The 19,358-nt window shown below is 61.3% G+C and carries 21 protein-coding genes; 6 read left to right on the plus strand and 15 right to left on the minus strand.

Annotated features, from left to right (window positions below; all coding sequences use genetic code 11):
- Positions 1 to 11: 11 nt before the first annotated feature.
- Complete coding sequence (locus tag VW35_RS16610) at positions 12 to 896, minus strand: hypothetical protein (protein WP_046144221.1); 885 nt, start codon at positions 894 to 896, stop codon at positions 12 to 14.
- Between the two features lie 296 nt (positions 897 to 1,192).
- On the opposite strand from VW35_RS16610, the gene VW35_RS16615 reads away from it, so the two are divergent.
- Positions 1,193 to 2,356: a DUF2336 domain-containing protein gene (locus tag VW35_RS16615; protein ID WP_046144222.1), complete on the plus strand. Its 1,164-nt coding sequence runs from the start codon at positions 1,193 to 1,195 to the stop codon at positions 2,354 to 2,356.
- A 33-nt stretch (positions 2,357 to 2,389) separates the two neighbouring features.
- On the opposite strand, the gene VW35_RS16620 is transcribed toward VW35_RS16615, so the two are convergent.
- Genes VW35_RS16620 through VW35_RS20750 form a run of 3 tightly spaced genes read right to left on the minus strand, consistent with a single transcriptional unit; the run spans position 2,390 to position 5,798 of the window.
- On the minus strand, positions 2,390 to 2,743 hold the full coding sequence (locus VW35_RS16620) for a DUF1491 family protein (RefSeq protein ID WP_280136769.1): 354 nt from the start codon (positions 2,741 to 2,743) through the stop codon (positions 2,390 to 2,392).
- Positions 2,743 to 3,987, minus strand: a complete 1,245-nt coding sequence (locus VW35_RS16625; protein WP_046144224.1) for a peptidoglycan-binding domain-containing protein — start codon at positions 3,985 to 3,987, stop codon at positions 2,743 to 2,745. The genes VW35_RS16620 and VW35_RS16625 overlap by 1 nt, the downstream gene beginning before the upstream one ends.
- Positions 3,984 to 5,798 carry a PAS domain-containing sensor histidine kinase gene (locus VW35_RS20750; RefSeq protein ID WP_210165917.1) on the minus strand — a complete coding sequence of 605 codons (1,815 nt, stop codon included), beginning with the start codon at positions 5,796 to 5,798 and terminating at the stop codon, positions 3,984 to 3,986. Before VW35_RS20750 ends, VW35_RS16625 begins: the two co-directional genes overlap by 4 nt.
- A 298-nt stretch (positions 5,799 to 6,096) precedes the next feature.
- Between VW35_RS20750 and VW35_RS16635 the strand changes: the two genes are divergently transcribed.
- Both VW35_RS16635 and VW35_RS16640 read left to right on the plus strand, forming a co-directional pair.
- A complete protein-coding gene (locus tag VW35_RS16635) occupies positions 6,097 to 6,396 on the plus strand; it encodes a hypothetical protein (RefSeq protein ID WP_046144225.1) in 300 nt (99 codons plus the stop codon).
- 144 nt (positions 6,397 to 6,540) lie between these two features.
- On the plus strand, positions 6,541 to 6,969 hold the full coding sequence (locus VW35_RS16640; protein WP_046144226.1) for a SufE family protein: 429 nt from the start codon (positions 6,541 to 6,543) through the stop codon (positions 6,967 to 6,969).
- Here the strand turns inward: VW35_RS16640 and VW35_RS16645 are convergent.
- The 11 genes from VW35_RS16645 to mbhE form a co-directional block, all read right to left on the minus strand.
- The gene (locus VW35_RS16645) at positions 6,966 to 8,000 is read right to left on the minus strand and encodes an acyltransferase family protein (RefSeq protein ID WP_046144227.1); all 1,035 of its coding nucleotides are present in this window, start codon (positions 7,998 to 8,000) and stop codon (positions 6,966 to 6,968) included. The two genes, VW35_RS16640 and VW35_RS16645, sit on opposite strands and share 4 nt — an antisense overlap.
- A 74-nt stretch (positions 8,001 to 8,074) precedes the next feature.
- Entirely contained in the window at positions 8,075 to 8,584 is a 510-nt protein-coding gene (locus tag VW35_RS16650; RefSeq protein WP_052951817.1) for a DUF6456 domain-containing protein, read from the minus strand.
- A complete protein-coding gene (locus VW35_RS16655; RefSeq protein WP_083982948.1) occupies positions 8,577 to 8,942 on the minus strand; it encodes a helix-turn-helix domain-containing protein in 366 nt (121 codons plus the stop codon). Before VW35_RS16655 ends, VW35_RS16650 begins: the two co-directional genes overlap by 8 nt.
- Before the next feature lie 155 nt (positions 8,943 to 9,097).
- Complete coding sequence (locus VW35_RS16660; RefSeq protein ID WP_046144229.1) at positions 9,098 to 9,520, minus strand: Ros/MucR family transcriptional regulator; 423 nt, start codon at positions 9,518 to 9,520, stop codon at positions 9,098 to 9,100.
- A 145-nt stretch (positions 9,521 to 9,665) separates the two neighbouring features.
- Complete coding sequence (mnhG, locus tag VW35_RS16665; protein ID WP_046144527.1) at positions 9,666 to 10,004, minus strand: monovalent cation/H(+) antiporter subunit G; 339 nt, start codon at positions 10,002 to 10,004, stop codon at positions 9,666 to 9,668.
- Complete coding sequence (locus VW35_RS16670; RefSeq protein WP_046144230.1) at positions 10,004 to 10,309, minus strand: MrpF/PhaF family protein; 306 nt, start codon at positions 10,307 to 10,309, stop codon at positions 10,004 to 10,006. Before VW35_RS16670 ends, mnhG begins: the two co-directional genes overlap by 1 nt.
- Positions 10,306 to 10,785 carry a Na+/H+ antiporter subunit E gene (locus tag VW35_RS16675; protein ID WP_046144231.1) on the minus strand — a complete coding sequence of 160 codons (480 nt, stop codon included), beginning with the start codon at positions 10,783 to 10,785 and terminating at the stop codon, positions 10,306 to 10,308. The genes VW35_RS16670 and VW35_RS16675 overlap by 4 nt, the downstream gene beginning before the upstream one ends.
- Entirely contained in the window at positions 10,782 to 12,317 is a 1,536-nt protein-coding gene (locus VW35_RS16680) for a proton-conducting transporter transmembrane domain-containing protein (RefSeq protein WP_046144232.1), read from the minus strand. The genes VW35_RS16675 and VW35_RS16680 overlap by 4 nt, the downstream gene beginning before the upstream one ends.
- A gap of 1 nt (position 12,318) precedes the next feature.
- Positions 12,319 to 12,696, minus strand: coding sequence for a Na+/H+ antiporter subunit C (locus VW35_RS16685; RefSeq protein ID WP_046144233.1), 378 nt, complete (start codon positions 12,694 to 12,696; stop codon positions 12,319 to 12,321).
- Positions 12,696 to 13,121: an MnhB domain-containing protein gene (locus tag VW35_RS16690; protein WP_046144234.1), complete on the minus strand. Its 426-nt coding sequence runs from the start codon at positions 13,119 to 13,121 to the stop codon at positions 12,696 to 12,698. The genes VW35_RS16685 and VW35_RS16690 overlap by 1 nt, the downstream gene beginning before the upstream one ends.
- Entirely contained in the window at positions 13,118 to 15,499 is a 2,382-nt protein-coding gene (gene mbhE, locus VW35_RS16695) for a hydrogen gas-evolving membrane-bound hydrogenase subunit E (protein ID WP_046144235.1), read from the minus strand. Before mbhE ends, VW35_RS16690 begins: the two co-directional genes overlap by 4 nt.
- A 191-nt stretch (positions 15,500 to 15,690) precedes the next feature.
- Between mbhE and VW35_RS16700 the strand changes: the two genes are divergently transcribed.
- From VW35_RS16700 to VW35_RS16710, 3 genes are all read left to right on the plus strand, one after another.
- On the plus strand, positions 15,691 to 17,772 hold the full coding sequence (locus tag VW35_RS16700; protein ID WP_046144236.1) for a S9 family peptidase: 2,082 nt from the start codon (positions 15,691 to 15,693) through the stop codon (positions 17,770 to 17,772).
- A gap of 101 nt (positions 17,773 to 17,873) precedes the next feature.
- Positions 17,874 to 18,482: a superoxide dismutase gene (locus tag VW35_RS16705; RefSeq protein ID WP_046144237.1), complete on the plus strand. Its 609-nt coding sequence runs from the start codon at positions 17,874 to 17,876 to the stop codon at positions 18,480 to 18,482.
- 184 nt (positions 18,483 to 18,666) lie between these two features.
- Positions 18,667 to 19,221 carry a response regulator gene (locus VW35_RS16710; RefSeq protein WP_152662641.1) on the plus strand — a complete coding sequence of 185 codons (555 nt, stop codon included), beginning with the start codon at positions 18,667 to 18,669 and terminating at the stop codon, positions 19,219 to 19,221.
- Positions 19,222 to 19,358: the final 137 nt, after the last annotated feature.

Genomic DNA, 19,358 nt, shown 5'->3' on the forward strand with positions numbered 1-19,358 from the left:
ATCCCAAGCCCTTATTTCTGCACGACAACTTCCGTGTCATGCACCATGGTTTGGAAGCGTGACGGTATGGTGACAGTGCCCTGGCCATAGGCCACGACGGCGCCGGAGCAGAAGTCATAGCGGCTTGCGCGATCGGCCCAGATCTTCAGTTGCTGGAGCGAGCGATCGACGCCAATGGATTGCTCATGTGGCGTTTCGACGAGAAGATTATCGAGCGCATAGGAATAGCTGTCATGGCGATAATTCACCGCCCGCACGAACCACTCGATGTGATGCGTGTTCTCAAACCGCCGTGCCGCAACATCGGCTGCGGCATTGGGGTCGAGATTTGTCAGGCTCTGTAGCGCCACCTCGCGGTTGCGGTCGACTTCGAGCACCGCGCAGATGCTCGCAAACGTCGTCGGCAGTGTGTCGAGATCGGCTAGGATATGCCGCTCGAGCGTGGCGTAGCGCACACGCGACGATTGATAATATTCGCGCTTGAGCCAGGCATAATAGCGGTCGGTCTTGAAGGTGAAGTCCTTCGGCCGGCTGATGCGGGTGCGTTGCATTTCCGCCTGGGTATCGAACATCCAGTCCTTGGCCTGGGCCGCGACCAGAAAGCGCCAGGTGCGGTCATGCATCTCGCGTTCCTGGTCGGTCTGGTTGAAGTTCGAAACCGGCTCGCGTTGCCGCGCCATGAACGTGCCGACCGCAGGCAACACGTCGTCGTGCAACACGCTCGGCCGCGCCCGGCCGAAATCGCCCACCGGCCGCGCCGCACAGGCAACGACCAGACCGGCGATCAGCGCGGTGCCAATCACTCGAAGAGCGCGCGGCAAAATTTCAGACGCGCTTGCGACGACGCCGAGACGGGTCGAGACGGTCATTGGGTGGCGGCGGCGTACCGCGTTCATAACGTACCCCGGTGAACAAAAATATCTGAGCGTCTCCGGGTTGTCTTGGCCCGGGTCGTGCGGGTCGATCCCGCAATTGGAACATAAGCAGCTTTCCCAAGCTGACCTCCTTTGGCGCGCCGCTCCCCCGTCCCTAGTGGAGGCAGCGAGTTTAGTGATTCCCCCGGCACGACGACGCTCTTCGTGCCTGGCCCTATTAAGAGATCGTCAAGGTTAACGGACTGCTAACGAATTTTAGGCAATGTGAAACCAGAACGCGCCGAGGGCGCAAAAAATGTCGATGGTTCCGCCCGATCATGCTTGGTTTTCAGCCTTACGAAACCTTCCAGCTCCTTATCGAAACAGGCGGTGTCGACCGCACCAATACCCTGCTGATCGCGGCCTGCGACGCCTATGCCCGGCGCGGTCGCCCGACCGGTCCTGAAATGGAACAGTTCGAGGCCCTCGCCACCCGCCTCTTCCAGGCGGCGAGCCCCCAGGCCCGCGCCAAAGCCGCAGCAATCCTGGGCCGGAGCGAACTTTTGTCGCCAACGCTCGAGCAGGTCGTGGTCGAACATATCGGGGAAGATCTCATCTCGTTCCTCCAGCACGCGCAGGAACTTTCCGACCGCACCATGCTCGATGTCATCGCCCGCTACGATGTCGGCGCAGCCGCCACCATCGCGAGCCGCAAGAACCTGACTAATGTCGTCCTCGCCAAACTCTTCCAGATGAATTCGCGTAAGGTCTACCGGGCGCTCGCGACCAATCTCGACATCAGCCCGCGCGGCGCCTATCTCAGCGCCCTCGCCCGCTCCGCGCAGATGGACCATCTCGTTGCCGAAGCCCTTGGCAACCGTAAGGATTTCGACGCCGCGCTCCTCGCGCCGGCCTTTTTCGATCTCTCCGATGCCCACCGTATCCGCGTCATCCAGGCCTTCGCCAATCGCGAAACTCCGGCCGCCCCGATCCAGCGCACCATCGAGCAGCTGTCGGTGGCAACGCCAGAACTGACCAAGGCGCTGATGAAGCTCTTCTCGGAAAACCGCCGTCCGGAAGTGACCCGCCTTCTCGCCCAGATTACCGGGCTCGACGAAGTCCGCTGCGGCCAGATCGCCCATGACGTAACCGGGGCTTCGACCTTCGTCGTCCTGCGCGGCTTCGGCGTTTCCGCCTATGACGGGCTCAAGGTTCTGATCCACGCGACGAGCCACGACAGCGAACGCTCGCGTGCCCTGGCCGATTTCGCCTCGCTTTTTGCGACGGTCTCGGCCGAATCGATGGCCTATCTGATGAGCGCCTGGCGCGGCGAAGTTAACCTTCTCGACCTCTCCAAGCCCCAGTATCGCCCCGTCACCATGCCAAGCCGCCGCACGCCGGCCCCTGCCGCATCGGGCTCTACGGGCGCAGGCTCGGGCAATGCCGTGGTCGAACAGGCCATGGTTGCCCTCTCCCGCATCGGCGCACGCCGCGCGGGCTAGGCAACCTCACCCGATTTTAGTGAGAACCCCGGGCTAGCTTAGCCCGGGGTTCTTGACGATATCGATCCCCGGATCGTCGCCGCGGAGGTCGAGGCTGATCACCCACAAATCGGGATCGAACTCGGTTTCCCGCGCTATGCGCTGGCGCACCAGGTCAGGCTCGACCCGGTTAAACCGGCGTTGAAACATCAGGGCGGCGCTGTCACCGCGACTGACCATGGGGGCCGGCGTAAACAGCGAGCGCGTCCCATCGAGATGATCGACCTCGATGAAGACCTGACCGGCGATCGGATCGCCGCGACGGGCCACCACGCACATATTGCCCTGGTCATTGTGCCGGCGCACAAAGGCCATGCACCAGATATCGCTTCTCAGGCTGCCGGCCACTAGATCGTCGCGCCGGCATCGCGCAGCAGGTCGACGAGATCAGGCTGCACCTGACCGGTAATCTTGTAGCGATGGAAATTTTCGAATTCGCGGATTGCTCGAGCCGTTTCCGGTCCAGGATTGCCATCGATATTGCCGCGAAAGAAGCCAAGGCTCGCCAGACCGCGCTGGATATCGGACACCAGTTCCTTGTCGGTCGCGGGCCGGGCTGCCTGTGGCCGCGCCGCTGAAGGCGCCGAGGGCGGTGTCTGCTGGACAAGCGCTGGCGGCGGCGTCACGGCCTGGGGTGTGGCGATTTGAGCGGGTTGCACGGGAGCCGGCATGGCTTGGGAGGGGACGCTGACCGTCGGAATGGGCGGATTGGCAACGGGTTGCGGCGTACGCGCCCCATCAACGGCGGCCACGATCGAATCGATCGTGCTGGCAGCGGCAACGCCTACAGTGTCGACGGCATTCTCCACCGGTCCGAGCGGCGGTAACCGCTCAACCACACGATCCTGCTGCTGCTGAACCGGCGCGGGCTGCTGGATGGCAGGGGCAGGCGCGGCTGAAGCAAGCTGCACGGTTGGTGCAGGCGTGACCGGTGCGGCGACGGCTTGAGGCTGTGGAACCGGCTGGGTCACTGGCTGCGGTGCCGGAGCAGCATTGGCGGCGCGGCCCTCAGCGTCGGAGCCGAGAATGGCGGCGACGACACCGCTCGACAAGGCGCCCTGCGGCGCATAGCCGTTGCGTTCTTCGAAGGCGCGGATAGCCCGGGCGGTCATTGGACCATAATAGCCGTCGACGGTACCCTCGAAGAGTTTGAGCTCGGCGAGCTTTTTCTGCACGGCAAAGACTTCAGCATTGCCGACCGGCTGATCGGGGATAACCTGTGGCTGCGTCGCGACGCCACCTGTCGTCTGGGGCGCGGCTTCGACGACCGGCGCGGGTTGGCCGGCTTCGGCAGCCTCCTGGCGCATCGAGGCGGGCGCCGGCACGGGAGCGACGGGTGAAACATCGGTCACTGGCACGGCGTAGGGGACCGCCGTGTCATGGGCGAAAAACGGCGCCGGATGCCGTTGTGTCTGAAAATAGAGCGCGTTGCTGCTCGCCAGCGCGCTCATCGTGACAAGGGCGAGCACGCCGGTCGAGGCGGCCGGGGCGCGCATGTAGCGGGCAAATGCCCATTGCGCCCCACGCGCCAGATTGGCCATGAGGACGCTACCGGCCATCAGCGGTAGCTGGGTCAGCGTGCTAGCCGTCATTGCGCTTTTCTTTTTTCGTTTTGCCATGAAGTTTTCGGCGTCGACGCTGTCTCACGGTGAAGAGGTAGAACCGCGACAGTCTCTTCCAACTTGGTTGCCGGACCGTTTATGGGCAGCAGCACCGTCATGGTTGTCCCCGCTCCAATCTCGGACATGGCGCGCAGTGTGCCGCCATGAAGCTCGGCAAGACCCTTGACGATCGACAGCCCGAGGCCAGTTCCCTCGTACTGCCGGTTGAGCCCATCCTGCGCCTGAAAGAATGGTTCGCCGATTCGTTCAAGCGCGACGGGCGCCATGCCGATGCCTTGGTCGCGTACGGCAAAGCTCAGTGACTGGCCCTGACGCTTGACCACGAGCGTCACCGTGTCGCCCTCGTGGCTAAACTTGATGGCGTTCGAGAGCAGGTTAATCAGGATCTGACGGCAGGCGCGCTCGTCTGCAAGCAACGAAGGCAAGTCCGGTTCGATCTCGGCCAAAAGCGTGATCGAGCGGCCCTTGGCCATGGATTCGACCATGGCAAAGCAGGCTGGCACGATCTCGTCCGGTTGGAAGCGCGCAGTGATGATCTCGAATTTTCCTGCCTCGATACGGCTCATGTCGAGCAGCATGCCGACAACGTCGAGCAGGTGCTTGCCACTTTGATGAATGAGGCCAGCATATTCGCGATGGGTCGGCGACAACTCGCCGCCAATGCCGGTGGTCATCATTTCCGAGAAACCGACGACGGCATTGAGCGGCGTACGCAGCTCATGGCCAATCGTGGCGAGGAACCTGGACTTGGCCTGCAACGCTTCTTCGGCCGAGCGCTTGGCCTCGGCCATGGACGCTTCCGCATCCTTGCGCTCGGTAATGTCGCGCATCAGCGCCGTGACTTCGAAGCGCCCGTTGCCGGTCTGCTCCTTGAGCGGCGAGAACCGCACTTCCACCCAGATGAACAGCGGCAGGCCGCGCGCGCCATGCGGATCGTCGCGGCGCATGCGCACCTCGATGGTGCGGCTGCGGCCGGCATAATTGGCATCGGCAAAGGCTGTAAGATAGGCAGGCCGATCCATGACATGGATGCGTTCGCCGAGCGAAGCAGAGCTCAGCTGGTAGCGCGGGCTGCCGAAAAGGGCCTCTGCGGAGGGCGAAGCGGAAAGGATATCGCCCTCGGCCGAAAACGAGAGGACCGTATCCTGCACATTATCGACGAGGTGCCGGTAAGTGTTGATCTGAGCCTTGTCGTGGACGACATAGCCGGCATTGATCGTGTGGGTCGTATGCGCAACGAGCGCCACGGCAACGCCGAACGCAAACGTTCCGGCAATCATGGCTTCGTTGGCTAGCGCCGCGTCTGTCGGCACCGAGAGCCAGGACCCTATGGCGCCAAATAGCAGCACGCCGCCAACGCTCAACCAGCTCCAGAGGCGAATCGTCTTGTCGGCCAGAAGCGCCGCGAGGATCGGCCCCATCAGTGTCACCGTCAGACCCATGTCGGCAAGACGCGAATCAACCAGCGTCAGCACCACGCCAGCGCCTATGATGCTGACAACCTGGGCAAGCGCGGCATCGTCATGGCGACCGCGGTGATAAAGAGCAAGGCTGAGCATGCCGCCGGTCAGGCCCACGCAGGCCAAGGCAAAACCGAGCGCGGATTTGCCGATCAGCGCCCACATGGCGAGCGGCATCAGCACCATGGAGGCAGCGATCATGAGGCGGGCATTGTTGGCGATCGTCTTGCGGCGCAGCACTTCGGGGCGCTGGGCCGACAGCGCGGTCGCGCCCTTTCCGCCTATGCCGAAAATACCGAGGCTACGCATCACTTTACTCATACTCGAGACGCCACTCATGCCGGCCCTGAAGCCGTTTTGCAGGGTCGCATGCGGCCCCACTCGTCTGATTGCCCATCAGATCTTTGTCGCGTTCACACTCGCGCGGCACCCCCTAAGACAGGCTTAAGTGGAGGGGCGCCAGAGCGGCTTTCACCCATTAGCGTAAACAAGGCGTTGCCCCGTTCCGAAAGTGCGAAACTCATTTGTTTCAAATTTTAAGAACTGAGCCCAGCCGCCCTTAAGACCCGCCGCATAGCTTGAAACCAAGATCGGGACAGGCCCGTTCGGAAGCTTTGTGATGATGTTTCTTCTGCGTTCGGCATTTTGGCTCACCGTCGCTTTTCTGGTCATCCGGCCAGGCGTCGACGTGCGCGAAACAGCAGGCGAGGTGGCCAACGAGGCCATGGCGCGCGGCAGCCAGTTCGTGGCCGAACAGATCAACGCAATCGAATGCGACAGCCTGCAATGTCTTGGGGGCAAGGCGGTCATCGCCGCTGCCCTCCCGCCAATCCCGCCCTCCGGCACACTCATGCATGACGTCGCGCCGCAGGACGATCCGGTTCCTTTTCCAAGACCTCGACCGGATCGGGCGGGCTGAGGGTGCTCTTGTCCAGCGCCCGATAGTCTATCCAGTGGCTGCGTCCCCTGCCCAGGCGACGATATTCCAGCAACCACTGGCTCCTGCCGCAAGCACGTCAGCCCCGTGCTTGCGGCTTTTTCTTGCGCGCCATAGATAGGGGATATGACCCAGCCCCAGCCATTCCAGGACATCGCCGAAAACCTCTCCTTTCTTGATGATTGGGAGGATCGGTATCGCTATCTCATCGAGCTCGGCCAGGCCTTGCCCAAGCTTGAGCCGACCGAGCGGACGGACGCCAACAAGGTCAATGGCTGCGTGTCACAAGTCTGGCTCGTCACCCAGCCAGTAAAGCAGGACGGCACGATCGCGCTTCACCTCAAGGGCGAAAGCGACGCCATGATCGTCCAGGGGCTCGTTGCGATTCTCCTCGCGCTTTATTCGGACCGTCCCGCCGCGGAAATCGCGGAGACCGATGCCGTGGCGATTTTCGACCAACTTGGCCTGCGCGAGCATTTGACGACGCAGCGCTCGAATGGGCTTGTTGCCATGGTCAACCGGATCCGCACGGATGCGCGCGCTCTGGCCCACTAGGGGTCCTTGCGCCGCCGCAGCCTGTGCATGAGCGGCAGCTCGACGAAGCGATAGAGCAAAAGACCGAGCCAAACGCCGCCGGCAATGGCGATGACCGTGACGATGGCCACCGCGCCAGGCACGATCGGACCGAGCACGCGCAGCCCGAAGCCGGCCAGCAAGGCCACGGCAAATATGTGGACGAGATAGATCGAATAGGACGCGTTGCCGAGTTTTTCGAGCCAGATCAAGCGCGGCAAACGTCCCTCGATCCGCAGGGCCAGCATGACGAGGGCTATCGAGAGGGCCAAAAGGCCGACAAAGGCTGTGGCGTCCTCGACCAGTCCGTGATCCCAGGCGAAGCCCTCGAGTAGTCCGAAGAATCCCAGCAGGATAATCGCGAGCATGACGGGGCGCGGCACCCGGAGGACGCGGCCTTCGATATGCAGGAGCCCGATCCAGCAACCCGCGACAAAAGCGAGCGGCAGGAAGCTCGTGTAGAACTGCGGGATTGCTGCCTTTGGCGCGAGAAAGAAGCCGAGGACGGCAAGGCTCAAATAGCCCAAAGTCAGCCACACCACCCGCCCACGTGCTGGCAACATGGCGAGAAGCGCGAAGCAGGCATAAAAGAACATCTCGTAATTGAGCGTCCAGCCAAGCTTATAGAGCGGATGCAGCCCCTCGCTGGCGGCATTGTAAAACGGGATGAAAGCCAGCGAGAGCGCCAGTTGTTCCCCGTCGAAGACAGTTGTCTTGAACAATTGCGGCGCAACGAGCGCCAAGGCCGCCGCGATCAGAGTGAAACCCCAGTAAAGCGGCACGACGCGCAGGATGCGGCGGCGCAGGAACTGCCGCCCGTCGAAGCGCCCGCCTTCCGTGACGCTGACCACGATGAACCCAGAAATCACGAAAAACAGGATCACGCCAAGCCAGCCGAGGCGACCATAGGTGAGATTTTCAGCTGCAAGGGGATAAAGCAGGGCGTGCGAAGCCAGCACCAGCAAGGCAGCCAGCGCTCGCAAATATTGAATCGCAACAATCTTGCCCTGCATCGCATCGGCACCAAGAGAGATCGACCCCAAATATCATGGCGCGTCTCAAGCAAACATTACAGAACCTTAAAGGGTTAAGAACCTGCATCATCTTTGAACATGGCAAGCCGCTCGGGTAGCCACCCCCTTTGCGGCCCCTGTAGACGCCCATGCCCTTCGGCATCGAGCCCATAATGGGCCGCAAGTTGCGAGAGCGCGATCCGCAGCACCAGCTTGCTGCTGCGCCTTGGCCAATCGTGCTCGATCTCGATTTCCTGTAGCCCAAGATCGAGGCCACAGACGTCGAAGAGGACGCTCCAGCATTCGGCTGGCATCTGCCGGCCGAGATCTGCCAATTGCCGCCGCGCATCCGCCGCGCTGACGGACAAATCGGCCTGTGCTCCGCCGCCGCCTGACCTTCCGCCAAGCCGCGCCGGGTCATAGGACATGGTAACGCGCTGCATGATGCGGGCGCGTTCAAAGATTTTCGCCAGGCGCCGGGCCGCCTCGACGTGATGAGGCAGGAGAAACGGCGTCTCGCCGCCCCGCTGCACTGCCAGGCGAGAAACGACCTCCGGCGCGCTGTTGCCTGCCCCGTCAGTCATGGCGCTGTTCCGCCAGAAGGTTGAGTTCGGTCTCCAACCGATCGAGCTCAGCATCGAAGCGCGCATCGTCGCGGAGATCCTCGATCAAGCCGCAGGCATAGGAGACTGTTGTCCTATCCCTCCCAAAGGCAGCGCCGATGGACGTGAGGCTTATTCCTTTGACGACGTGAGCCAGGTACATCGCCAGCTGCCGGGCGCGCGCCGCATCGGCACGGCAGCGCGAATCGTGAACCAGCAATCGGATAGGCACATGCTTTTCGCGGGCGACCACCGCGAGGACATCGGAAAGTCCGAAAGCCTCACGTTGCGCGGGCGGCACCGGTCTTGCACTATTGCCCTCTAGCGTTTCCTGCCGCATCGGACGACCTCCATCGTTTCTAGGACTATATTCCTATACTCTGACGGATCTTTCCACCCCGGGGATAAGTGTCCTCAATTTTGGGGAAAACGTGAGGCTGAAAACACTGTGGCCGCCCGATGGGCGGCCACTGAGCAGAGGTAGGGTTGAAAGAATCAGCCTGCCTTGCGACCGAGGCCATTGTCCTTGGCAAGCTTGGAGCGGGTCGCCGAATAGCTCGGAGCGACCATGGGATAATCTGCAGGCAGACCCCACTTTTCGCGGTATTCCTCGGGCGAGAGATTGTAGTGCGTGCGCAGGTGGCGCTTCAGCGACTTGAACTTCTTTCCGTCCTCAAGACAGATGATGTAGTCGGGCGCAACGGACTTGCGGACCGGAACGGCCGGCTTGAGGTCTTCGACGACCACCGGCGCTTCGTTGGTGCGCAGGGCACGTAGTGCGCCATGCACATCGGCAATCAGCCGGGTCAGGTCCGACGGGCTCACGGCGTTATTGCTGACATATGCAGAGACGATGTCGGCGCTGAGCTCGACGAGCTCGAAGTCTCCTGCATCCGCCGCAGCGGTGTTGTCGTTCATGTTTTGAACCTTCCATTATACTTTTTATTGGCCAGCAACGGGGCAGTTACGACCTTACTGCATTCCTAATTCTGTTTAGTGAACCGCGCAACCGCTATTGGGTGGACAAATTGTCTTCATTAGGGGTTATTCAGGCGATGGAAAATTATTCCACGGGGTTCTTTAGATCGTTGCGAATGGTACTTTCGCTTACCCGATAACCGGTTAGATGGCTGGCGCGCGCGAGCAAGTGTGCCGAAACCGGCGTCGTCAGCAGCAAAAACACTATGCCGATCAATGCCCGCAAAAAAACGGCGGCATCAAGACTGATCAGGGCTACCGCGAGTAACACCATTCCACCGCCCACCGCACCAGCTTTGGAGGCCGCGTGAAGACGGGTAAAGAGATCTGGAAAGCGCAAGACTCCGATTGCAGCGAGGAGGCTGAACAGGGCCCCAAAGACGAGGAGTAAACCGCCAATATAAAGCGCAAGATCGGCAATCATCATTGCAGCTCCATTGCAGCGTCGACCTTGAGCCCACGACGGAGGATGTATCGTGCCAGCGCGACGGTCGCGAGAAAACCGAGCAGGGCCAGAGCAATTGCAATATCGAGATAAAGCGTCAGCCCCGTGCGCACGGCGATGGCGCCGATGAATCCCATGGCTATGACCGTCATGAGGTCAAGGGCCAGAACCCGGTCGGCAATGCTCGGGCCGATGACGATGCGAACAAGCGAGACGAGCAGCGCAATGCCGAGAATGATCAAAGCGATGAGGCTCGTCAGATCGATAAACGCCGAAGCAGTCATTCGAACACCTCCTTGATTCGGGCCTCGAAGCCATTGGCGATGTCAGCGATCAGCGCTTCGGCTGATTTGAGCGTCAAGACGTGGACAAAGAGCACCGACCTATCCTTGGACACGTCGACGCTGAGCGTGCCGGGGGTCAGCGTGATCATGTTGGCGAGCAAGGTGATCTCCGCGTCGGATTTTACCGTGAGCGGCACGGCAATGATGGCGGGTCGCAGAACGCTCTTGAGGTCGGGGCGGATGACCAAGTGAGCGACACGTACGGCGCTGACGATGAGTTCCCAGACAAAGAGAGCGACGAGAGAAAGGATCTTGCCGGCGCGGCGAAGCGCGCCCCTACCCTCGATCGAAAAACGCAAGATGAAGAGTGCTGCGCCGCCGATCAGACCGCCGAAGAGCAGGTTCAGCCCGGAAAAGCTGCCAGTGATGCCGGCCCACAGCAACGCCAGAATAACCACCAGGAAGGCGCTGTTCATTGCTCAACCTCCGCCAATCCAACCGCTTCGAGATAGCGCGACGGTGCGAGCAAGTCGGCAGCAGCCCGCTGTCCGCCCTCGATGAGCGGATTGGGCCAGAGACCCAGCGCAACGATAGCCAGAACCAGCACACCGACTGCACTCGTTGCGAGACGCAGGCGTCGTCCCGAGCGTGCCAGCGGCAAAGCATCGGAGGCATTGCGCCAAAAAATATGGGACCAGAGCCGCGTTCCCGCGATCAGCGTTAGGATGGCATTAACGATCAGCGCCACCACAAGCACACCACCGACCCAACCTTCCGCACTGCCCGCGACACCTGCTTGCAGAAGCAGCAGTTTCGGCCAGAAGCCAAGGAAAGGCGGAACGCCGGCTGCGGCGAGAACGAGCACGAAGAATAGGATCGACAGAGGCGCGCTTGCTTCATAAAGCCCGCCCATCTGGCGCGTATCCATGGCGCCGGTCCGCGCTTCGATTAGCCCGACGGTCAGATAGAGCGCCGTCATGCTCAAGATAGCCTGGAAGATGTAGATGCCCGCCCCAGCAATACCCGTGGCGCTGGCCAGGGAGAGGCCCGACAGAATGGCGCCGATACCGCCGATCACGACAAAACCCACTGCCCGTCGCAGGTTCGTTTCGGCAATTGCCCCAAGCGGTGCGACAACCAGTGTGGCGACGGCCAAAAGCGCGAGCACCGGCTCGAGCAGGTCGCGGCTGGCTGGCAAGAGCATGACCAGCGAGCGCAGCAAGGCATAGGCGCCTACCTTGGTCAAAAGCCCCGCAAAAAGGGCAGACACCGCTGGCGCGGGCGTATGATAGGCCGCCGGCAGCCAGGCATTGACCGGGAATGCTGCCGCCTTCATGCCGAAAGCCAGGAGCAAAAGAGCCGCAATCCCCGTCAGCGCCGCTGGGTTCGCACCCGGGGCCACGCGCATGATATCGGCCATGTTCAGCGTGCCGAGGAGCCCATAGAGAAGACCCAGCGCCAGGAGAAACAGCGTCGTCGCGAGAAAATTGAGGAAGCCATACTTTAGCGCACCGTCGATCTGCAGCGGATTGCCGCCAAGAACGATCAGTCCGAAGGAGGCAATGAGCATCACCTCGAACCAGACATAGAGATTGAAAAGGTCGCCGGTGAGAAAGGCCCCGGTGACGCCGGCCAGCAGCAGCAGCACCATGGCGTGGAACGCATCGCGCCCATCGTCGGCGTCGCGGCCAGCCTCGGCGCAGACGACAACCACGAGCGTCACAACCGATGCTGCCAAAGCGAAGGCGGCGCTGAAAAGGTCGACCGTAAAGCTGATGCCAAAAGGCGGCAGCCACTTGCCCATGGTCATGCTGAGCGGTCCCTCTTCCACAACGCGGATCAGGAGGCCTATCTCGCAAGCGATGATGCCAAGAAGAAAGAGGAGTGCGCCGATGACAGGCACCCTGTTGGCGCGCCGCACCATCAACAGTGCCGCTGCACCCACAAGGGCCAGCACCACCGGCAGGACGATCAGCCAATCTGCGACGAGCGTCGCGGTCTCATTCATGTCAATAGCTCAATGGCGGCTGCGGCGCGTTCTCGGGCTCGGCGAGGCGCATGGTGTCGGTATCGTCGGCATCAAGGCTTTGATAGGCCCGATAGGCCAGAACCAGGAGAAACGCGAACATCGAAAAGCCGATTACGATGGCCGTGAGGATCAGGGCCTGCGGCAGAGGGTTGGCAAAAGCGCCCGCTGGCGTTTCAAGCCCCTCCGGCACGATCGGCGCTACCTCGCGTGTCACGCGTCCGGCCGTAAAGATCAGGAGATTGACGCCATTGCCGAGCACCACCATGCCAATCAGCATGCGGATGACGGCGCGGGAGAGCAGGAGGTAAACGCCGAGCGCTACGAAAACGCCGACCAGCGCTGCGAGAATATAATCCATCAGAGGTCCTCCTCGCGGTCGCTCTCAAGGGCCAGGGCGATCGATGAAATCGTGCCGAACACGGCGCAATAGACGCCGAGATCGAAAATCAGCGGCGTCGAGAGTGGCAACGTGGTTTCGCCGAGGTCGAGATAGAGCCAGATCGAGGTCATGAAGGGCGAGCCGGTGAAAAGACTGAGGAGGCCCGAAGCCCCTGCCAGCACCACGCCGAACCCGGCGATGGCCAGCGGATCGACCTTGAGCGCCCGTCGCACTGCCGGCACGCCAGAGGCCATGCCGAAAACGGCAATCGCGGCCGCAGCGATGAGCCCTCCGATAAAGCCACCGCCCGGCTCGTTATGCCCGCGCAGACAGATATAGAGCGAAAATACCAGCATGGTCGCGACGATCAGCGGAGCCGCCGTGCGGAAGATCACGGTGTTCATGGCTCCCCCCTTGCCGCTATGGCGGGCTTATTGCGGCGGCGCAGCAGCGCCAGGATCGCAATGCCCGCGCCCATGACCACTGAGATTTCCCCCAGCGTATCGAGCCCGCGATAGTCGACGAGTATGACATTGACGATATTGGCGCCGTGCGCGACCGGCACGCTGGTCTTTGCGAAAAAATCCGAGAGACGGCTGTCGAACGTGCCGGTCAGGACCAGCATCAGCAAGTGACTGACGCCGGCGCCGCAAATCACGGCCAGTGTCCCGTCGCGGGCCCAGTCTTCGAATGGCCGATGATCGCGCGCGTCGAGCCGGAGGTTGGTCATCACCACCGTAAGGATCACGACAGAAAGCACCTCCACCATCAGCTGGGTGAAGGCGAGGTCCGGCGCGCCGAACAACAGGAAGATCAGTGCCAGCCCCGTCCCTTGGATGCCGAGCGAGAGAATCGCGATCAAACGGCTCTGCGCGATCAGCACGGCGAGAAGACCCACCAGCACAAAGAGCAGAATACCCCATTCATATATCCGCAGATCCGGCAAAACGAGGCGTTTCGACCAATCGCCGAGGTCAGCCGTCGGGACGATCCAATCGAAACCGCCAAGCAGCGATAGCGGGACGAAGAGCGCCAATCCGAGCATGGCAAAGACGGTGAAAAGGTAGATCTCGAGCCGCCCGTGATGGAGGAAGCGCGTGACGGCACCGGCAAAGCGGATGAGCCCGAACATGACGGCATCGAACGCCCGATCCGCCGTCCAGCCGATGGCCAGTTCGGCGCGGCGCAGCAGCACACGGATGCGATGGGCTTGCCGGAAGACCAGGATCCCAAGACCCCAGGTGATGACGGAAAGCCAGAGCACAGGGTTGGTGATATCGAACGACAAACTCAGATGCGGCTCGGCTTCAACGCCGAGGACAGCAAGCGTTGCAGGCGCCAATACGTCGTGCCCCAACCACTCGGGAAGAAGACCACCCACCACGGCGACACCGCCAAGGATCAATGGCCCGCTCAGCATGGCGATCGGCGCCTCATGCGGCTTGCGTGGTGTCGGCAAGGCATCGCCTAGGAATGGGCGGATCATGATCAGGAGGGCAATGCCGGCGAGAAGGGCATTCCCCAGAATAAGGACGGCAAGCACCAGCCAGGCGAGCCAATCACCGCCAAAAGCGGCGAGATACATTTCTTCCTTGGCAAAATAGCCGACGGTCAGCGGCAGGCCAAACATGGAGAGCGCACCGAGCGCTGCGCCGATAAAACTGACCGGCATCTTATCCGCCAGCCCGCCAAGCGCCGTTATGTCGCGCGTTCCAGCTTCGTGATCGACACCGCCAACCACCATGAAAAGTCCGGCCTTATAGAATGCGTGCGCGATGAAATAGACGATCATCGCGGCGATTGCCGCCTTGCTGCCAAGCCCGATTAGGACGACGAGCAATCCGAGCGACGCGATGGTCGTCTGAGCGAGGATTTGCTTGAGATCGGTTTGTCGCAGCGCCCCGATCGCGCCCCAGATCAGCGTTACGCTTCCGAAAGCGACAAGCGTTCCGGTCCAGACCGATGTTTCCCCTAATACCGGTGTCAAGCGCGCGAGCAGATAGACCCCGCCCTGCACCATGGTCGCCGAGTGGAGAAAGGCCGAAACCGGGGTCGGTGCTTCCATGGCATTGGGCAGCCAGAAGTGAAACGGAAACTGCGCCGACTTGGTAAAAGCGGCCGCCAGCACCAGGGTGAGCACTAGTCCATAGAATGCTGAATCGCGCACGACGCCTTCCAGCCCGCGCAACTCGCTCAGGAGCCACGTCCCCGAAAGCTGTTGCATGACGATAATGGCAACGAGCAGACAGAGGCCGCCAATATTGGTGATGACCAGCGCCTGGATCGCCGCCCGTCGCGCGGCCTGCCGCCCGGCGTCGAACCCGATCAGGAGGTATGAGGTTATCGAGGTCAGTTCCCAGAACATGAAGATCGCCAGGCTGTTGTCAGCCAATACAAGGCCCAGCATCGCGCCCATGAAGGCGAGCAGGAAAGCCAGGAACCGCCCGAGATGCCGGTGTCCGCGCAGATAGGCGCCGGCATAGAGCACAATCAGCGCCCCGATGCCGGAGATGGTGAGGGCAAAAACGAGGCTCAATCCATCGACGAAAAAGCCTAGGGTCAATCCAAACGATGGCACCCATCCGATTGCGGTCGAGATCGTCTGTCCCGCAACCACGCGCTCGGCCAAGCCGAGCAGCACGATGAAAATGCCCGCCGGGACGATAAAGAGGATCCAAGCAGCGAACCGTCCTGCCAAGGACTGAATGAGCGGCGCTAGAATGGCGGCAAGAAATGGCGCAATGGCAATGAGCGCCACGCTCGCATCAAGGGACAGCCCCACTCGCCCCTCCGAAAGGTGCTTGAATTTGTTGTTGGGCGATCCTTAACCGCTCGCGGGCGCGCGACAAGACAAATCGGACTGCTCCACACCAATCCCGCCGCTTTTGCAGAGGCTTTTGCCTGCTCTGGCATTCGGCTCTCGGGCGGCCTATGTCCTAGCTACCGATCCTGCCTCGAAAGCGGAATAATTTCATGACCAAGACCACCCCGCCGCAAGCCAAGCGCGTGTCCCATAGCCACACCCATCATGGCGTCACCCGCGAGGACCCGTGGGCGTGGCTGCGTGCCCACAACTGGCAGGAGGTCATGCAGAGCCCCGAAACGCTCGATGGGGAAATCCGCGGCTATCTCGAAGCCGAGAATGCCTATTACGAAGACCACTTCGGCAAGCCGACTGCTGAATTGCAGGACAAGATCTACAAGGAAATCCGTGGCCGCATCAAAGAGGACGATTCCGGCCTTGCCTCGCCCGATGGCCCTTGGGCCTATAATTCGCGCATGCTTGAGGGCAAGCAATATCCGCTGGTCGTCCGGACGCCGCGAAACGGTGGCTCAGAGACTGTGCTGCTCGATTGCAATGTCGAAGCGGGTGACGGCTATTTCGGCTTTGCCGGCGCCGATCATGATGCCAGCCACCGCTATCTCGCTTGGGCGGCCGACCGCGCCGGCTCGGAATATTATGACATCGTCATCCGCGATCTCGAAACCGGCAAGGATAGCCCGGAAACCATCGCCGAGACCGCCGGCTCTTACGTCTGGAGCAACGATTCCAGGGCAATCTACTATACCGAATACGATGACAACCACCGCCCCTACCGCATCCGCCGCCACACGATCGGCACGGAGCAATCCGCCGATCCGATCATCTATGAAGAAAAAGATCCGGGCTTCTTCGTTGGCGTCGGCAAGACGCAAAACGACAAGTTCATCATCATCGACGCCCACGATCACCAGACTTCCGAAGTCTATCTGATCGACGCCGAAGCGGGCAGCGAACCGCGCCTCGTTTCGCCGCGCCTCACCGATCGCGAATATGATGTCGAAGAGCGCGACGGCCTTCTTTATATCCGCACCAATGCCGATGGCGCCGAGGATTTTAAAGTCGTTACCGCTCCGATCGACAATCCGGGCGCCGAGAACTGGACCGACCTCGTCCCCCACGAAGCCGGCACGCTGATCCTCGACACCATCGTCCTCAAAAACCATCTCCTCCGCCTCGAGCGCCGCGATGGCCTGCCGCGCATCGTCGTGCGCGATCTCACTTCCGGCAAGGAAGACGTCGTTCGCTTCGAAGAAGAAGCCTATTCGCTCGGCATGTCGGTGGGCTACGAATTCGACACCACCGTATTCCGCCTCTCTTACTCTTCGCCGACGACGCCCAACCAGGTCTATGACGTCGATCTCGCGACCGGCTCGCGGAACCTTCTCAAAACCCAGGAAGTTCCCTCCGGCCACGACAAGGACGCTTACGAAACCCGCCGCATCTTCGCCAAAGCCGCCGACGGCGCCGAAGTCCCGGTAACGCTTCTCTACAAAAAGGGCACGCCGCTCGACGGCAATAACCCTACCCTGCTTTACGGCTATGGCGCCTATGGCATGTCCATGCCCGCGAGCTTCTCCGTCTCCGTGCTCTCCCTCGTCGATCGCGGTTTCGTCTACGCCATCGCCCACATCCGCGGCGGCATGGACAAAGGCTATGCCTGGTACAAAAACGGCCGCCGCGAGCACAAGACCAACACTTTTTCCGACTTCATCGCCGCCGCCGAGGCGCTGATCGAGGCAGGCTACACCCAAAAAGGCAAAATCGTCGCGCAGGGCGGTTCCGCCGGTGGCATGCTGATGGGCGCCATAGCCAATATGCGCCCCGATCTCTGGGCCGGCGTCATCGCCCAGGTGCCCTTCGTCGACGTGCTCAACACCATGCTCGACGACACCCTGCCGCTCACGCCGCCCGAGTGGCCAGAATGGGGCAATCCGATCACTTCGGAAACAGATTACAAGCGCATCGCCGACTATGCCCCGTATGAGGCCGTCTCGGCTCAAAACTATCCGCCTATCCTTGCCCTCGCTGGGCTCACCGATCCGCGCGTGACCTATTGGGAGCCCGCCAAGTGGGTGGCGAAACTGCGCGCAACCGCGACGGGCGATGCGCCATTATACCTCAAGACCAATATGGGCGCCGGCCACGGCGGCGCTTCGGGGCGTTTCGATCGTCTCAAGGAAACTGCCGAGTGCTATGCCTTTGCGATAAAGTCAGTGGGATTGGACGCTTAGTTCGGGCCTCGTCATTGTTGGGACAAGTCAGACTGAATATAACCAATCCGCAATTCCTGTTTCGCCTCAGCGTCATCCATTCCAGAAACGGAGACTAAGCCATGTCGACCAAATTCACCCTGCCGCCCCTGCCCTTTGCTTACGATGCGCTCGGGCCCTACATGTCTGCCGAAACGCTTGAATTCCACCATGACAAGCACCACCAGGCCTACGTCACCAATGGCGAGAAGCTGCTTGAAGGTTCGGGTCTCGAAATCTTGCCGCTCGAAGACATCGTCAAGGAAAGTTTTGGTAAGAATGCCAGCCTCTTCAACAATGCCGGCCAGCATTACAACCACGTCCACTTCTGGAACTGGATGAAGCCCAATGGCGGCGGTAACAAGCTGCCCGGCAAGCTCCAGGCAGCAGTCGATTCCGATCTCGGCGGCTTCGATAAACTCCGCGCCGATTTCATCCAAGCTGGCACGACCCAGTTCGGCTCCGGTTGGGCCTGGATCGCCGTCAAGAACGGCAAGCTCGAAATTTCGAAAACCGCAAACGGCGAATCACCGCTCGTTTACGGCGGCAAGCCGATCCTCGGCGTCGACGTCTGGGAGCACTCCTATTACATCGACTACCGCAATGCCCGCCCGAAATACCTCGAAGCCTGGTTTGACAATCTCGTAAACTGGGAACACGTCGAGCTGCTCTTCGAAGAAGCCGCCGCCTAATTTTCGCGGTATGCTCAGGTGAAACCCGCCCGCGCAAGCCGGCGGGTTTTCTTTTGCCATAAGCATCGGCAAACGCCTGTCGCCGATTAACTTTCCCAAGCCTTTCTTGCTCCTTCCGGAACCGGAACCTTCACAGCTCCGTTACGGCGTGTTAACGAACCATTTACTATTTCGGGGGGCAGCATTGACGACACGGCCGAAAACGGTGGCAATTCTTGCCGCCAATACCGCGCTGACGGCTGTGCTGACCATGGTGCTGGCGGGGGATACGCGCCTGCGCGTTCGATCCTTTGAAAGCGAAGCCGAACTCTTCGCCTATATGCGCATCGCACCGCTCGATCTGCTGGTCGTCGATTTCGATCGCGAAGGCCGCCCAGCCTATGAAATGGTCGAAGCCATCCGCCTCGATCCGCGCTTTGTCAGCCGTGATCTTCCGGTCATCGCGCTGACCCGCTCCATACCCCCCCCCATGCGCCACCAGGCGATCAGCGCGGGAATCGACGAAGTATTGGTCAAGCCCATGTCGCCGCGCCACCTGTTGCAGCGCGTCCAGGCTCGCCTCGTCAATCGCTCGATCGTCGGCTTGGTCGGCTCAGGCTATCGCGGGCCCGAACGGCGCGATCGCGTTCCATTGGCAAAGCCACAGCCCCAGCCGGCGCGCCGCACGACCGATAACGTCGTTCCGCTTTTCCCCGACCGCCGACGCCCCAAGCATCCCGGACTTGAACCGCTGGTTTAGATCGTAGCGGTTTCAGATAACGGCCGAAAGCGATCATCCCATTTCGCCGTCATTGCCGGGTTTGTCCCGGCAATCCATCTCGCCTCCGCATGGACTACCGGGACAGGCCGGGCGGTGACGACCTAGGTAAACTTACG

It is taken from the genome of Devosia soli (assembly GCF_000970455.1).
Lineage (GTDB): Bacteria > Pseudomonadota > Alphaproteobacteria > Rhizobiales > Devosiaceae > Devosia > Devosia soli.

Coding starts and splice junctions, on each gene's coding strand:
- VW35_RS16610 (WP_046144221.1), bottom strand. CDS start 896: ATGAACGCGGTACGCCGCCGCCACCCAATGACCGTCTCGACCCGTCTC.
- VW35_RS16615 (WP_046144222.1), top strand. CDS start 1,193: ATGCTTGGTTTTCAGCCTTACGAAACCTTCCAGCTCCTTATCGAAACA.
- VW35_RS16625 (WP_046144224.1), bottom strand. CDS start 3,987: ATGACGGCTAGCACGCTGACCCAGCTACCGCTGATGGCCGGTAGCGTC.
- VW35_RS20750 (WP_210165917.1), bottom strand. CDS start 5,798: ATGAGTAAAGTGATGCGTAGCCTCGGTATTTTCGGCATAGGCGGAAAG.
- VW35_RS16635 (WP_046144225.1), top strand. CDS start 6,097: ATGATGTTTCTTCTGCGTTCGGCATTTTGGCTCACCGTCGCTTTTCTG.
- VW35_RS16640 (WP_046144226.1), top strand. CDS start 6,541: ATGACCCAGCCCCAGCCATTCCAGGACATCGCCGAAAACCTCTCCTTT.
- VW35_RS16645 (WP_046144227.1), bottom strand. CDS start 8,000: ATGCAGGGCAAGATTGTTGCGATTCAATATTTGCGAGCGCTGGCTGCC.
- VW35_RS16650 (WP_052951817.1), bottom strand. CDS start 8,584: ATGACTGACGGGGCAGGCAACAGCGCGCCGGAGGTCGTTTCTCGCCTG.
- VW35_RS16655 (WP_083982948.1), bottom strand. CDS start 8,942: ATGCGGCAGGAAACGCTAGAGGGCAATAGTGCAAGACCGGTGCCGCCC.
- VW35_RS16660 (WP_046144229.1), bottom strand. CDS start 9,520: ATGAACGACAACACCGCTGCGGCGGATGCAGGAGACTTCGAGCTCGTC.
- mnhG (WP_046144527.1), bottom strand. CDS start 10,004: ATGATTGCCGATCTTGCGCTTTATATTGGCGGTTTACTCCTCGTCTTT.
- VW35_RS16670 (WP_046144230.1), bottom strand. CDS start 10,309: ATGACTGCTTCGGCGTTTATCGATCTGACGAGCCTCATCGCTTTGATC.
- VW35_RS16675 (WP_046144231.1), bottom strand. CDS start 10,785: ATGAACAGCGCCTTCCTGGTGGTTATTCTGGCGTTGCTGTGGGCCGGC.
- VW35_RS16680 (WP_046144232.1), bottom strand. CDS start 12,317: ATGAATGAGACCGCGACGCTCGTCGCAGATTGGCTGATCGTCCTGCCG.
- VW35_RS16685 (WP_046144233.1), bottom strand. CDS start 12,696: ATGGATTATATTCTCGCAGCGCTGGTCGGCGTTTTCGTAGCGCTCGGC.
- VW35_RS16690 (WP_046144234.1), bottom strand. CDS start 13,121: ATGAACACCGTGATCTTCCGCACGGCGGCTCCGCTGATCGTCGCGACC.
- VW35_RS16700 (WP_046144236.1), top strand. CDS start 15,691: ATGACCAAGACCACCCCGCCGCAAGCCAAGCGCGTGTCCCATAGCCAC.
- VW35_RS16705 (WP_046144237.1), top strand. CDS start 17,874: ATGTCGACCAAATTCACCCTGCCGCCCCTGCCCTTTGCTTACGATGCG.